13 protein-coding genes and 1 pseudogene are annotated in these 13,247 nt (G+C 67.0%); 10 read left to right on the top strand and 4 right to left on the bottom strand.

Going from position 1 to position 13,247, the window contains the following annotated elements; genetic code table 11:
* The first annotated feature begins 7 nt into the window (after positions 1-7).
* From AC3WR5_RS17110 to xylB, 7 genes are all read left to right on the top strand, one after another.
* Positions 8-1,339, top strand: coding sequence for an ABC transporter substrate-binding protein (locus AC3WR5_RS17110; protein ID WP_492485882.1), 1,332 nt, complete (start codon positions 8-10; stop codon positions 1,337-1,339).
* Positions 1,340-1,405: 66 nt separating this feature from the next.
* Entirely contained in the window at positions 1,406-2,263 is an 858-nt protein-coding gene (locus AC3WR5_RS17115; RefSeq protein ID WP_141286134.1) for a carbohydrate ABC transporter permease, read from the top strand.
* Positions 2,264-2,272: 9 nt separating this feature from the next.
* Complete coding sequence (locus AC3WR5_RS17120; protein WP_492485883.1) at positions 2,273-3,160, top strand: carbohydrate ABC transporter permease; 888 nt, start codon at positions 2,273-2,275, stop codon at positions 3,158-3,160.
* Positions 3,161-3,190: 30 nt separating this feature from the next.
* The gene (locus AC3WR5_RS17125; protein WP_231010092.1) at positions 3,191-4,249 is read left to right on the top strand and encodes an ABC transporter ATP-binding protein; all 1,059 of its coding nucleotides are present in this window, start codon (positions 3,191-3,193) and stop codon (positions 4,247-4,249) included.
* A gap of 28 nt (positions 4,250-4,277) precedes the next feature.
* On the top strand, positions 4,278-5,720 hold the full coding sequence (gene dalD / locus AC3WR5_RS17130) for a D-arabinitol 4-dehydrogenase (protein WP_492485884.1): 1,443 nt from the start codon (positions 4,278-4,280) through the stop codon (positions 5,718-5,720).
* Positions 5,720-6,667: an AraC family transcriptional regulator gene (locus AC3WR5_RS17135; protein WP_492485885.1), complete on the top strand. Its 948-nt coding sequence runs from the start codon at positions 5,720-5,722 to the stop codon at positions 6,665-6,667. Before dalD ends, AC3WR5_RS17135 begins: the two co-directional genes overlap by 1 nt.
* A 5-nt stretch (positions 6,668-6,672) precedes the next feature.
* Positions 6,673-8,190 (top strand): xylulokinase, encoded by a 1,518-nt coding sequence (gene xylB, locus AC3WR5_RS17140; RefSeq protein ID WP_492485886.1) that lies wholly within the window; start codon positions 6,673-6,675, stop codon positions 8,188-8,190.
* 15 nt (positions 8,191-8,205) lie between these two features.
* On the opposite strand, the gene AC3WR5_RS17145 is transcribed toward xylB, so the two are convergent.
* The 4 genes from AC3WR5_RS17145 to AC3WR5_RS17160 form a co-directional block, all read right to left on the bottom strand.
* On the bottom strand, positions 8,206-9,273 hold the full coding sequence (locus AC3WR5_RS17145; protein ID WP_141289709.1) for a substrate-binding domain-containing protein: 1,068 nt from the start codon (positions 9,271-9,273) through the stop codon (positions 8,206-8,208).
* Positions 9,274-9,573: 300 nt separating this feature from the next.
* Positions 9,574-10,449, bottom strand: a complete 876-nt coding sequence (locus AC3WR5_RS17150; RefSeq protein ID WP_492485887.1) for a hypothetical protein — start codon at positions 10,447-10,449, stop codon at positions 9,574-9,576.
* Positions 10,450-10,477: 28 nt separating this feature from the next.
* The gene (locus AC3WR5_RS17155; protein ID WP_492485888.1) at positions 10,478-11,392 is read right to left on the bottom strand and encodes an ABC transporter ATP-binding protein; all 915 of its coding nucleotides are present in this window, start codon (positions 11,390-11,392) and stop codon (positions 10,478-10,480) included.
* 4 nt (positions 11,393-11,396) lie between these two features.
* A complete protein-coding gene (locus AC3WR5_RS17160) occupies positions 11,397-11,744 on the bottom strand; it encodes a GntR family transcriptional regulator (protein ID WP_141289706.1) in 348 nt (115 codons plus the stop codon).
* Between the two features lie 188 nt (positions 11,745-11,932).
* Here AC3WR5_RS17160 and AC3WR5_RS17165 point away from each other — a divergent pair, with 188 nt between their 5' ends.
* The 3 genes and pseudogenes from AC3WR5_RS17165 to AC3WR5_RS17175 all read left to right on the top strand — a co-directional run.
* A complete protein-coding gene (locus AC3WR5_RS17165; RefSeq protein ID WP_492485889.1) occupies positions 11,933-12,517 on the top strand; it encodes an alpha/beta hydrolase in 585 nt (194 codons plus the stop codon).
* Positions 12,517-12,816: a hypothetical protein gene (locus AC3WR5_RS17170; RefSeq protein WP_492485890.1), complete on the top strand. Its 300-nt coding sequence runs from the start codon at positions 12,517-12,519 to the stop codon at positions 12,814-12,816. Before AC3WR5_RS17165 ends, AC3WR5_RS17170 begins: the two co-directional genes overlap by 1 nt.
* Positions 12,817-12,942: 126 nt before the next feature.
* Positions 12,943-13,247, top strand: a pseudogene (locus tag AC3WR5_RS17175) (IS5/IS1182 family transposase); the annotation flags it as partial.

Below are 13,247 nucleotides of genomic sequence, written 5' to 3' on the forward strand. Positions count from 1 at the left end.
ACACAACATGAACCGCAGTAAGACCTGCCTGACCCTCGTCGTCCAGGCCGCGCTGGGTGCGCTGGGCCTGGCCTCGGCCACCTTCACCCATGCCGCCACCGAGCTGGTGATCGCCACGGTGAACAACGGCCACATGATCGAAATGCAGAAGCTCGGCAAGAACTTCGAGCAGGCCAACCCCGGCATCACGCTGAAGTGGGTCACGCTGGAAGAAGGCACGCTGCGCCAGCGCGTGACGACCGACATCGCCACCAAGGGCGGCCAGTTCGACGTGATGACCATCGGCCTGTACGAAGCGCCGATCTGGAGCAAGAAGGGCTGGCTGCAGCCCCTGAAGACCGACGCCGCATACGACGTGGACGACCTGCTGCCGGCCGTGCGCAGCGGCCTTTCGCTGGACGGCAAGCTCTACGCCGCCCCCTTCTACGCCGAAAGCTCGATGCTGATGTACCGCAAGGACCTGGCGGACAAGGTCGGCGTGACCGTGCCGGAGCGCCCGACCTGGACCCAGATCAAGGACCTGGCGTCCAAGATCCACGACCCGAAGAACGGCGTGTACGGCATCTGCCTGCGCGGCAAGCCGGGCTGGGGCGACAACATGGCCTTCCTCACCACGCTGGTGAACACCAACGGCGGCCAGTGGTTCGACATGCAGTGGAAGCCGCAGATCGACACCAAGCCCTGGCATGACGCGATCACCTTCTACGTCGACCTGCTGAAGAACTACGGCCCCCCAGGCTCCTCGGCCAACAGCTTCAACGAGATCCTGGCGCTGACCAACGCCGGCAAGTGCGGCATGTGGATCGACGCGACGATTGCCGCCTCGTTTGTCAGCGATCCGAAGCAGTCCAAAGTGGCCGACAAGATGGCCTTTGCGCAGGCCCCCACCGCCGTCACGCCCAAGGGCGCGAACTGGCTGTGGTCCTGGAACCTGGCCATCCCGGCCGGCTCGCAGAAGGTGGACGCGGCGCAGAAGTTCATCACCTGGGCCACCAGCAAGGAGTACATCCAGCTGGTTGCCAAGACCAACGGCTGGGCCAACGTGCCCACCGGCACCCGCAAGTCCACCTACGCTTCGCCGGAATTCCAGAAGGCCGCGCGTTTTGCCGCAGCCGAGAAGACCGCCATCGACAGCGCCAACCCGAACGACTCGACGCTGCCGAAGTCGCCGTACGTGGGCGTGCAGTTCGCGGCCATCCCGGAGTTCCAGGCCATCGGCATTGCCGTGGGCCAGCAGATGAGCGCTGCCCTGTCGGGCAAGACGACGGTGGACGCGGCGCTGAAAGCCAGCCAAATCTCCGCCGAACGTGAAATGAAAAAGGGCGGCTATTACAAGTAAGCCGGCACCTGCCGCCTGACGGGCCACCGCTGCGGCGGTGGCCAGCCTCATTGCCGAGACCTCGCCATGAATCGCTTCATGCCCCGCGCCCTGATGGCGCCGGCCATCGGCACGCTCTTCCTGTGGATGATCGTGCCGCTGGTCATGACGCTGTACTTCAGCGCCATCCGCTTCAACCTGATGCAGCCGGACGTGACCGGATTTGCGGGGCTGGAGAACTTCGAATATTTCATCACCGACGCCTCGTTCTGGCCGGCGGTGATGAACACCGTGCTGCTGCTCGGCAGCGTGATCGTCATCACCGTGGTGATGGGCGTGGGGCTGGCCCTGCTGATCGACGCACCCTTCCCCGGCCGCGGGCTGGTGCGCGTGCTACTCATTTCGCCTTTCTTCGTCATGCCCACGGTCAATGCGCTGCTGTGGAAGCACATGATGATGAACCCGATCTACGGCGTGCTGGCGCAGGTCTGGCAGGCCTTCGGCGCGCAGCCGGTGGACTGGCTGACCGACTGGCCGCTGCTCAGCGTGATCATCATGATCAGCTGGCAGTGGCTGCCGTTTGCCACGCTGATCTTCATGACCGCGCTGCAGTCGCTCAACCGCGAGCAGCTCGAAGCCGCGCGCATGGACGGCGCCAACTACCTGCAGCAGCTGCGCTACATGGTGCTGCCGCACCTGGGCCGTTCGGTGGCCGTGGTGGTGATGATCGAGATGATCTTCCTGATCAGCGTGTTCGCCGAGATCTTCACCACGACCTCCGGCGGCCCAGGTGATGCCAGCACCAACATCGCCTTCCTGATCTTCAAGCAGGCGCTGCTGAACTTCGACGCCGGCGTGGCTTCCGCAGGCGCGCTGTTCGCCGTCGTGCTGGCCAACATCGCGGCGATCTTCCTGATCCGCCTCGTCGGCAAGAACCTCGATTGAGGGAACGACATGCCCACCACCACTTCTTCCACGCTGCCCACTGTGGAAACCGCGCCGGCCGAGATCCTGCTCGCGCCGCGCCGCTTCCCGCTGGCGCTGGTCGTGCGCACCCTCGTCGCCTGGCTGGTCACGCTGCTGCTGTTCTTCCCGCTGGGCTTTTTGATCGCCACCGCGTTCAAGACCGAACTGCAGGCGATTGCCGTGCCCACCGAATGGCTGTTCAGCCCCACGCTGGAAAACTTCCACGAGGTGCAGGCCCGCAGTGACTACCTGCTCTACGCGACCAACTCGCTGATCACCAGCGTGGTGTCCACCGTGCTGGGCCTGATGATCGCCGCGCCGGCCGCGTATTCGATGGCCTTCTTCCGCAGCAAGCGCACGCGCGACATCCTGATGTGGATGCTGTCGACCAAGATGATGCCGGCCGTCGGCGCGCTGGTGCCGATCTACGTGCTGGCCCAGCAAAGCGCGCTGCTGGACACGCGCACCGGGCTGATCCTCGTGTTCACTTTGAGCAACCTGCCCATCATGGTCTGGATGCTGTATTCGGCCTTCAAGGACATTCCGCCGGAAATCCTCGAAGCCGCGCGCATGGACGGCGCCACGCTCTGGCAGGAGGCCTACAAGGTGCTGCTGCCGCTGGGCATGGGCGGCCTGGCCTCCACCGGCCTGCTGTGCCTGGTGCTGAGCTGGAACGAGGCCTTCTGGTCGCTGAACCTCAGCTCCGCCAAGGCCGGAACGCTGGCCACGCTGATCGCCTCCTACGCCAGCCCCGAAGGCCTGTTCTGGGCCAAGCTCTCCGCTGCCTCGCTGATGGCCATCGCGCCCATCGTCGTGTTCGGCTGGTTCAGTCAAAAACAACTCGTCCAGGGCCTTACTTTTGGCGCTGTGAAATGACCTCACGCAATCAATTTCAAGGAGACTGAAATGGCCTACCTTCAGCTCAAGCAATTCCGCAAGCAGTTCGGCGCGGTCGAGACCATCAAGGGCGTGGACCTGTCCATCGAGCCCGGCGAGTTCGTGGTGTTCGTAGGCCCCTCGGGCTGCGGCAAATCCACGCTGCTGCGCCTGATCGCCGGGCTGGAAACGGTGACCAGCGGCCAACTGATGCTGGATGGCCGCGACATCACGCACGCGCCCTCCTCCAAGCGCGACCTGGCGATGGTCTTCCAAAGCTACGCGCTGTACCCGCACATGAGCGTGTACGAGAACATGAGCTTCGCGCTGAAGCTGGCCAAGGTCAGCGAAAGCGAGATCCGCGAGAAGGTCGAGCGTGCCGCGAAGATCCTGAACCTCACCGCCTACCTGCAGCGCACGCCCAAGGAGCTGTCCGGCGGCCAGCGCCAGCGCGTGGCCATCGGCCGCGCCATCGTGCGCTCGCCCAAGGTCTTCCTGTTCGACGAGCCGCTGTCCAACCTGGACGCCGCGCTGCGCGGCCAGACCCGCGTGGAGATTGCCAAGCTGCATCGCGAGCTGGGCGCCACCACCATCTACGTGACGCACGACCAGGTCGAAGCGATGACGCTGGCCGACCGCGTGGTGGTGCTGCGCGACGGCAAGATCGAGCAGGTCGGCACGCCGCTGGAGCTGTACGACAAGCCGGCCAACCAGTTCGTGGCGCAGTTCATCGGCACGCCGCAGATGAACGTGGTGGCCGCGGCGCAGATGCCGCAGGCCGCCGCCGCTTACGGCCTGCCGGTCGCGGCGGACGGCTTCATCGGCCTGCGCCCCGAGAACCTGGCCGTGCTGCCGGCCGGCCAGGGCCAGCTCAGCGGCCAGGTCGAGCTGGTCGAGGCGCTGGGCGCCGAGACGCTGATCTACGTCAGCACCGACAGTGGCGCGCAGCTGGTGGCGCGGCAGAACTCGCGCAGCGCGCTGTCCGCCGGTGACCGCGTGGGCCTGCAGCTGCAGCCCGAGACCGTGCACCTGTTCGATGCCGGTGGCCGCGTGACACGCACGGGCGTCGCCGTCGCCGCGACCCATTGAGATTCCTCTTCATTTCCCCCTTGCTTCCATGACCACCGCCTCTCCCTCCTCCGCCGAAGCCCCGTTCGTGATGCTGCACCTGGGCCTGGGCGCGTTCCACCGCGCGCACCAGGCTGTCTACCAGCAGGCGCTGCACGACGCCGGTGACCGCCGCTGGGTGCTGGCTGGCGGCAATATCCGGCCCGATGGCGCCGACACCATCGGCGCGCTGCAGGCCGCCGGCGGCGCCTACACGCTGGAAACCGTGTCACCGGCCGGCGAGCGGGTCTATCAGCGCATCAGCGCCATCACCCGTGTGATCGGCTGGGACGCGCAGCTGCAAGGCCTGGTCACCGCCGGTGCGGACCCACTGACTCGCATCGTCTCGTTCACCGTGACCGAAGCCGGCTACTACCTCGATGCGGACCACCAGCTGGACCTGAACTTCGCCGACCTGGCGGCCGATGTCGAAGCCCTCAAGGCGAACAGAGCCGGCACAACGATCTACGGCGCACTGACGCAGATCCTGCGCGCCCGCATGCAGCAGGCCAGCGGCCCGCTCACGCTGCTGAACTGCGACAACCTGCGCCACAACGGCGACCGCGTGCGCAGCGGCCTGCTGCAGTTCATCGACCTGATCGGCGACAGCGCGCTGCGCGAGTGGGTGGAGGTCTGCACCACCTGCCCGAATGCGATGGTGGACCGCATCACGCCCCGCGCCACGCCCGCCGTGCGCGAGCGCGTGCTGGCAGCGACCGGCGTGGACGACGCTGCCGCGCTGATGGGCGAAAGTTTCATCCAGTGGGTCATCGAGGACCGCTTCGCCGCTGGCCGCCCGGCCTGGGAGACTGTCGGCGTGGAAATGGTTTCGTCGGTGGATGCCTACGAGGAAGCCAAGATTCGCCTGCTGAACGCCACGCACAGCTGCATCGCCTGGGCCGGCACGCTGGTCTGCCACACCTACATCCATGAAGGCACGCAGGACGCGGCCATCCGCCAACTGGCCTTCGACTACGTGACCAACGACACCATCCCGGTGCTGGACACGCCAGCCAAGCCCAGCCCGATCGACCTCGCCAAGTACCGCGACGTGGTGCTGGACCGCTTCGCCAACCCTGCCATTGCCGATACCAACCAGCGCGTGGCGATGGACGGCTTCTCGAAGATCCCCGGCTTCATTGCGCCGACGCTGCGCGAACGCCTGGCCGCGGGCGCCAGCATTGCCAGCGTGGCGATGCTGCCGGCGCTGTTCCTGGCCTACCTGCAGCGCTGGCATGCCGGCACGCTGCCGCACGTCTACCACGACCAGGCAATGGACCCGGCGGTGGCGCACGCGATCTGCGGCGCGGCGGACCCGGTCGCAGCCTTCGCGGCGGACACGGTGCTGTTCGGTGAACTGGCCGGCACGCCCGCGCTGCTGGCCGCTTTGCAAGGCGCCAGCGCGCGCGTGGCAAGCTTCGTTGCTTCGCACTCGCCCGTCACAGCCCACTGATGCAGCACCCGCCCCAACTCCCCCGCCAGCGCCAGCCCGAGCTGGAGCATGACTATGCCCGCAGCCCGGCGCTGGGCTACGAGGCGCCGGAGGACGTGGGCTTCATCCGCTGCCTGTCGCACGGCTTTCCAACGCCGCTGGCGCGCTGGCACCACCACGACGAGTACGAGCTGCACCTGATCGTCGCCAGCTCCGGCAAGGCCTTCGTGGGCGACTGGATCGGGCCGTTCCAGCCCGGCCACCTGGTGCTGTGCGGCCCGAGGCTGCCGCACAACTGGATCTCGATGGACCTGCCCGAAGGCGGCTTCGCGCAGCGCGACCTGGTGATCCAGTTTCCCCACGCGCCGATTGCCGCCGCGGCCGAGCACATTCCCGAGCTGGCCGAGGCGCTGCCGCTGCTGGAGCGGGCGCGCCGCGGCATCGAGTTCTTCGGCCTGGCCGAGCAGGCGCGTGCGCACTGGGAGCACGTGAAAGCCACGCACGGGCTGCTGCGCTTCGCGGCCTTTGCCGAGTTCCTCGGCGAGCTGGCGCACTGCACCGACTACCGGCTGCTCTCCAGTGTGCAGATGCAAAGCGCCGACGACGACACCCAGCTGGATCAGATCAACGCCATCGTCAGCCGCATCACCGACAACGTGGCCCAGCCGCTGTCGGCCAGCGAACTGGCCGGCGAGCTCGGCATGAGCGAAAGCCGCTTCTCGCGCTTCTTCCGCCGCGCCACCGGCAACACCTTCACCGACTTCGTCAACCGCATCCGCGTGAACCGCGCCTGCCAGCTGCTGATGGACTCGGACCGGCTGGTCACACACATCTGCTTCGAGGTTGGCTTCAACAACGTGGCCAACTTCAACCGCCGTTTCCTGGACATCAAGGGCATGACGCCCACCGAATTCCGCCGCCAGTCCGGCCAGCGCTTCGGCCTGCTGCCCGACGGCCGAAGGAACTGAACCCCATGTACCTTGGCATCGACCTCGGCACCTCCGAGATCAAGCTGCTGCTGCTCGACACACAGCAGCGCATCGTCGCCACGACCGGCGAAGCCCTGACGCTCTCGCGCCCGCAGCCACGCTGGAGCGAACAACATCCGCTGCAGTGGTGGACCGCGGCCGACGCCGCGATGCAGCGCCTGGCCGCCACCCACCCCGCCGCAATGGCAGAGGTGCGCGCCATCGGCCTGTCCGGCCAGATGCACGGCGCAGTGCTGCTGGACGAGGCCGACCAGGTGCTGCGGCCGGCCATCCTGTGGAACGATGGCCGCGCCGGCGCCGAATGCGCAGAGCTGGAGGCCACCTGCCCGGAGCTGCACGCCATTGCCGGCAACCTCGCGATGCCGGGCTTCACGGCACCCAAGCTGCTGTGGGTGAAGAAGCACGAGCCCGAACTCTTCGCCCGCGTCGCCAAGGTGCTGCTGCCCAAGGACTGGCTGCGGCTGCAGCTGACGGGCGAGGCCATCAGCGACCTGTCCGACGCGGCCGGCACGCTGTGGCTGGACGTTGCAAAGCGCCGCTGGTCACCCGAACTGCTGGCCGCGACCGGCCTCAGCGAAGCGCAGATGCCGGCCCTGGCCGAAGGCAGCGCGGTGGCCGGCCACCTGCTGCCGGCGCTGGCCGCGCGCTGGGGCCTGAAGCGCGGCGAAGACGGCGGCCTGCCCATCGCCGGCGGCGGTGGCGACAACGCAGCCAGCGCAGTCGGCATTGGCGCGGTGCGGCCCAACCAGGGCTTTGTCTCGCTGGGCACCTCTGGCGTGATCTTCCTGACCAACGACCGCTTCCGACCCAACCCGGCCTCGGCCGTGCATGCTTTCTGCCACGCGCTGCCGGCCACCTGGCACCAGATGAGCGTGATGCTCTCGGCCGCCAGCGCGCTGCGCTGGGTGCGCGAGCTGACGGGCCTGGCCAGCGAGGCCGAACTGGTCGCCAAGGTCGCCGCGCTCAGCCCGGCCGAGCGCGACGCCGCCCCGCTGTTCCTGCCCTACCTCAGCGGCGAACGCACGCCGCACAACGACGCCAACGCCCAAGGCGTGCTGTTCGGCCTCACCGGCAGCCACAGCGCCGCCCACCTCGGCTACGCCGTGATGGAAGGCGTGGGCTTCGGCCTGCTGGACGGCTGGCGCGCACTGGGCGCCGCGCCCGGCGCGGTGCAGGCGCTGTCGCTCGTCGGCGGGGGCGCGCGCAGCCCCGAATGGGCGCAGCTGCTGGCCAGCACGCTGGGCGTGGCGCTGCACACGCACGAAGGCGGCGAAGCCGGCGGCGCGCTGGGCGCGGCCCGCCTCGCGTGGCTGGCCGACCTGTCGCCCGCGCTGGACGCCGACGGCAGCCTGCCCGGCTCGCTGCTGGCCGACATCTGCCCCGCGCCGCCGATGGCAAGGCTCTTCGAACCGAACGCCGCCGAAACCGAACGCCTGGCGCCACGTCAGGCACGCTGGGCGCAGCTGTATCCCATATTGAGGAACCTGTTTCCAGCTGGTTGACCTGCAGACGTTGCCTTAGACCTGCTCGGCCGTGTAATAGCCGCCATCCACCAGCACCGATTGCAGGTTGGCCTTGTCGACCAGCACGGGCTTGATCAGCAAGGCAGGAACGACCTTCACACCGTTTTGATAGGTCTTCTGGTCGTTGAAGCTGACGGGGCGGCCTGAGAGGGTGTCGTCGACCATGCGCGCCGCCTGCTTCACCAGCAGCCGGGTGTCCTTGAACACCGTGGACGCCTGCTCGCCGTGCTTGATGGACCTCACCGACGCGAGTTCCGCATCCTGGCCGGTGATGACCGGCAAGGGCTGCGCGGCCTGCCCGTAGCCGGCGAACTTGACGGCACTCAGCAACTCGATGCTGATGCCGTCATAGGGCGACAGCACTGCGTCGAGGCGGCGCCGGGCATAGGTGGTGCCAAGCTCCCCCTGCAAGCGCGCCTTGGCATGCGCGCCATTCCAGTGCGGCGTGTAGATGTCCTTGAGTGCGACCTTGCCCGAACCGACGACCAACTGGCCATTGTCGATGTAGCGCTTGAGCACCGACATCGATCCGTCGTAGAACATGTGGGTGTTGTTGTCGTCCGCGTCGCCCGCGAACAGCTCCACCGTGGAGGGCCGCGTGGCAGCGGTCAAACGCAATCGCGCCTCGATGTCACGGGCCTGCAGTTCGCCCACGGCAAAGTTGTCGAAGGTTGCATAGCTGTCCACGTTGGCCGTGTCGCGGATGAGCCGGTCGTAGGCGAGGACCTTCACACCGCGCTTGGCCGCCTCCGCCAGCACGCCTGTCAGCGCACCGCCGTCCACTGCGCCGATCACCAGCATCCGCGCACCTTTGCCCACCATCGCCTGGAGGTGGTCGATCTGGGTCTTGGCACTGTCGTTCGCGTACTGCAGGTCCGCCGTGTAGTCGAGCTGGTTGAGCGCGCGCATCACGCCCAGCCCGTCATACACCCAGCGCAGGGATCCCATCGTGGGCATCGAGATGCCGATCAACCCCTTGTTGCTGGCTGCCGCTCGCGACGTTCCCCAAACGTGACCCAAGGACAGCGCTGCCAGCGCCTTCACGGACTGCCGTCGATTCATCTTGTCTCCGAAAACTGCGCCGAACTGCCTTGCGCAATTCCATGCCTGCTTCTTGTCAATCGGTTCGATTGCTTTGGGACGCATTGTCTGGATTCCGGCCAGCGGCCGAATCCCCCGAATCCCCAATGTGAAAACCCATATACCGGCATGCGCATACCGACATGGCTGCGCCCGAGGCAGATGGAAGTGTGATGGTTCGCTTCAGGCCGCCAAGGCCGCCTGCCGTTTGCGCCGCTGCCGGTTCGCACCGCACATGAAAAAAGCCCCTCGCGAGGGGCTCTTGCTTGTGGGTGTCGAGTTTCAGGCCCGTTGCCGCCGCAGCACCAGCAGCACGTAGCTCAGCACCGCCAGCAGCAGGCCCCAGGCCATCGCCGGGTCGACCAGTTCGCCCAGTACGCGCTGGGTGTCGCTGAGTAGCCATTGCGGCAGTTGGGTGAGCTGCCCGTCCCAGGGAACGGACTCGAAATCGTGGCGAGCCACCGGGAAGATGGCGTCGCGGAAGCGCTCGGCCGTCGTCGCCAGCGTCTGCAGCAGCCAGGGCATGCCGTAGACCTTGGCCAAGATCACGCTTCCCAGGCCCAGCGCACCCACCGCGGCAATGCCGCCCCAGCGCTTGAGCCAGGCCGAGGCCGCCATCACGAACAGCATCACCGGCGCGGCCCACAGCGCCGCAGCACCGACTGCTACCAGCACGCGCGGCACGGCGGCCACGATGACCGTGCTCAGCGTGCCCCAGGGCAGCGAAGCCACGCCGCTCAGGCCGTAGACGCGGGCCACCGTCAGCACGGCGACGAACAGGCCGCAGACGAAGGCGATGCCGGCCACCATCAGCTGGAACACCAGCACGTGCATCAGCGCGGTGGCACCCACCGCCGCCCAGTCGCTCACCGGCAGCGAACGCCAGAACTCGATGCTACGGTCCTGCCGGTCGCGCTGGCCCAGCCCGGAGGACTGGAAGCCGGCGCCCACCCAGCCCAGCATCATCACCGCGCCGATGTAGCCACCAGCCAGCGCCACCAGCACGCTGAGCGCGCTTTCATCGGAGGACACATGCACATTGCCCACCACGATGGCGAACAGCATCATGCACAGCGGCACCGCGCTGAAGATCAGCCAGCCGCGCCGGTGCTGCATCCATTCGCGCTGCATCAGTGCCAGGAAAGTCGTTGCGTTCATCTCATTGCTCCTTGGGTCGCGTCGCGGCTCAGCGGCTGGCACGCGGATTCAGCTCGGGGGCGCGCGTGAGCGCGACGAACAGGTCGACCAGGCTGGGCCGCACGCGCTGGCCCAGGGCCTCGACCTCGCTGGGCATGGCGCCGTCGAAGATCGCGGTGGACGCCCCGTTGGGCGAGCCATAGCGCAACAGCGGATGGGCCGCAGCCACGGCGTTGGCAGCCGCAGGCGCATGGCTCAGCGCCGAGTAGCGCTGGTCCAGCTGGTCCAGGCTGATGTTGAGCACCAGCTTGCCGTCGTTGAGCATCATCACGTCCGACAGCAACGCTTCCACTTCCTCGACCTGGTGGGTCGAGATCAGCACCGTGCGCTCACCATCGCACCACTCGTTGATCAGCAGCTCGTAGAAAGCCTTGCGCGACAACACGTCCAGGCCCAGCGTCGGCTCGTCGAGGATCATGATGCGGGCGTCCACCGCGGCGATCAGCGCCAGGTGCAACTGCACCACCATGCCACGCGAAAGCTGCTTGACCTTGTCGTTCAGGCCGACGCTGGTGCGGCGCAGCAGCTCGCGGGAGCGGTCGGCCGAGAACTTCGGATGCATGCCACTCATCAGCGTGATCAGCTCGTGCACCCGAGCCCAGCGCGGCAGGATGGCCACGTCCGGGATGTAGCAGAGCGACCGCAGCAGCTCGGTGCGCTGCTTGCGCGGGTCCAGGCCCAGCACGTCCAGGTGCCCGGCGTGGTTGGCCAGGCCCACCATCGCCTTCATCAGCGTGGTCTTGCCCGCGCCGTTGTGGCCCAGCAGGCCGACCACACGGCCCTTGGGGATCGTGAAGCTCAGGTTGTCCAACACGGTCTTCTTGCCGTAGCGCAGGTTCACGCCTTCGGCGCGGATCAGCGGTGCACCTGGCTCGGTGCTGCTGATGTTGATGTTGTCGCTCATGGCGTCATGCCTCCCAGTCAAGTTGTTCGGGTCCCAGGCCCAGCTGGCGCAGGCGCCGCCGCAGCTGCGGCCATTCCAGCTCCAGAAAGCGTTGCCGCTCCAGCTCCTTGAGCCGCTGTCGCGCGCCGCTGCGCACGAACATGCCCAGCCCGCGCCGGCTCTCCAGCAGCCCGTCCTCGCTCAGCGCCTGCAGCGCCCGACCCACGGTCAGCGGGTTCAGCACGTAATGCGAGGCCAGCGCCCGCACCGAAGGCATGGGCTCGCCCTCCGGCGGGCTGCCATCGAGCAAGCCGCCGGCCAGTCGGTCGGCCAACTGCCGGTAGATCGGTTGCCGGTTGTCCCAGGTCTGCATGGGCCGCTCCAGTGTGTTGGTGATGTAGCACACTGTAAAAAGCGGGCGGCCGATTGTCTGCCGGTGTGCGATGAAATGCAGGTTCGGCGGCATGGATTGCAGGCATCAAGGCAACATCCCAACCGAACCGATGGACGGCCGGTCCATCGGACGCCGAACGATGGTCCCCGCTTTTCCGGAGTTTCAACGTGCCCGACAACTTCCAACGCCACCGCGTTTTCTCCGGCAAGGACCTCCTGGTCGTCCATCAGCCCACCGAGTCCGACACCGTGGTCGTGACCTTCACGTGGGGCAAATTCAAGCCGATTCGCAATCGCTTCTATGCCGACGACTTGCTGGGCAAGCTGGGCTACTCGGCAGTTGGCATCGTCTCCAGTCGGCCGCACTGGTATGTGACGCCCGAGATGCCAGCCGCCATCGAAGCGGTTCGTGCGCTGGCTGGCCGGCATCCGGTTCGGGTCGGCTACGGTTTCAGCATGGGCGCCTACGGCGTGCTGCGCTTCGGTCGCGAATTGGCGCTGGACCATGCGCTGGCGTTTTCCCCGCAATGGTCGATTGACCCGGAGGAAGCGCCGTGGGATTCGCGCAAGGACTGGGGTTTCGTGCCGGCAATGAAAGGCATGGGCGTGCGGCCCGAACATCTGGCAGGCCGCGTGTTCCTGTTCCACGATCCGCTGCACCAGGTCGACGCGTTGCACGCCAGGTCGCTCTCATCGCAACCTCCAGTGACGTCCGTCCCGATGCGGCATTGCAGCACGACACGGCCAGGATGATGGCCAGCACCGACAGCATGCGATCGCTGATCCAGGCTTGCGTTGACGTCGACCCGGCGAAGCTGAAGACCATCGTCCGCCAACGCCTGCGCGAATCACCCCTCTTCCGCAGCCATTTGCTCGCCTCGCGCGGGCAGAGGCGTTTGGCGGTTGGGGATGTGCAGGCCGCGCAGCAGTGGCAAAAGCTCGCGGCAGCGATTGACCCTCACGCGGGGCCGGCACTCGAACTGGGCAGGCGGTTGGCGGCACACGGCGGCTCGGCTTCCCATGACTTCACTGCCCGGCTCACCGTGGCGTAATGAGTCGGCCCTGAAAATCTCCCAAGTCGTTGTCCTGAAACGACTTTCGGGTGATATCCGATGGTCAGATCTCCCGAGAATCAATCCAATGGAGATCGGTTTCTGGGAGTTCTGGAGTTCCCACCGATGGCCACCGACGACTTCTTCCGCGCCCGGCTCGATCAGATGATTGACCTGCGCCACGCGCTGGCGGTGCTGGCCACGCGCATGCCCTGGACGCAGATCGAGGCCTCGCTGGCGCCGGTGTTCGCGCACCGTGATCGCAAAGGGCGGTCTGTGGAAGGCGTTGATCTGTTCGGGCCCAGCCTGGCGGTGGCCGGCGCAGGTGTCAGCAATGCCGGCCGTCCCCGCCTGCCGATCCGCCTGATGGTGGCGCTGCTGTACCTCAAGCACGCCTACAACGAGAGCGACGAGTCGGTGGTGGTGCGCTG

It is taken from the genome of Ideonella sp. FW305-24, assembly GCF_058788035.1.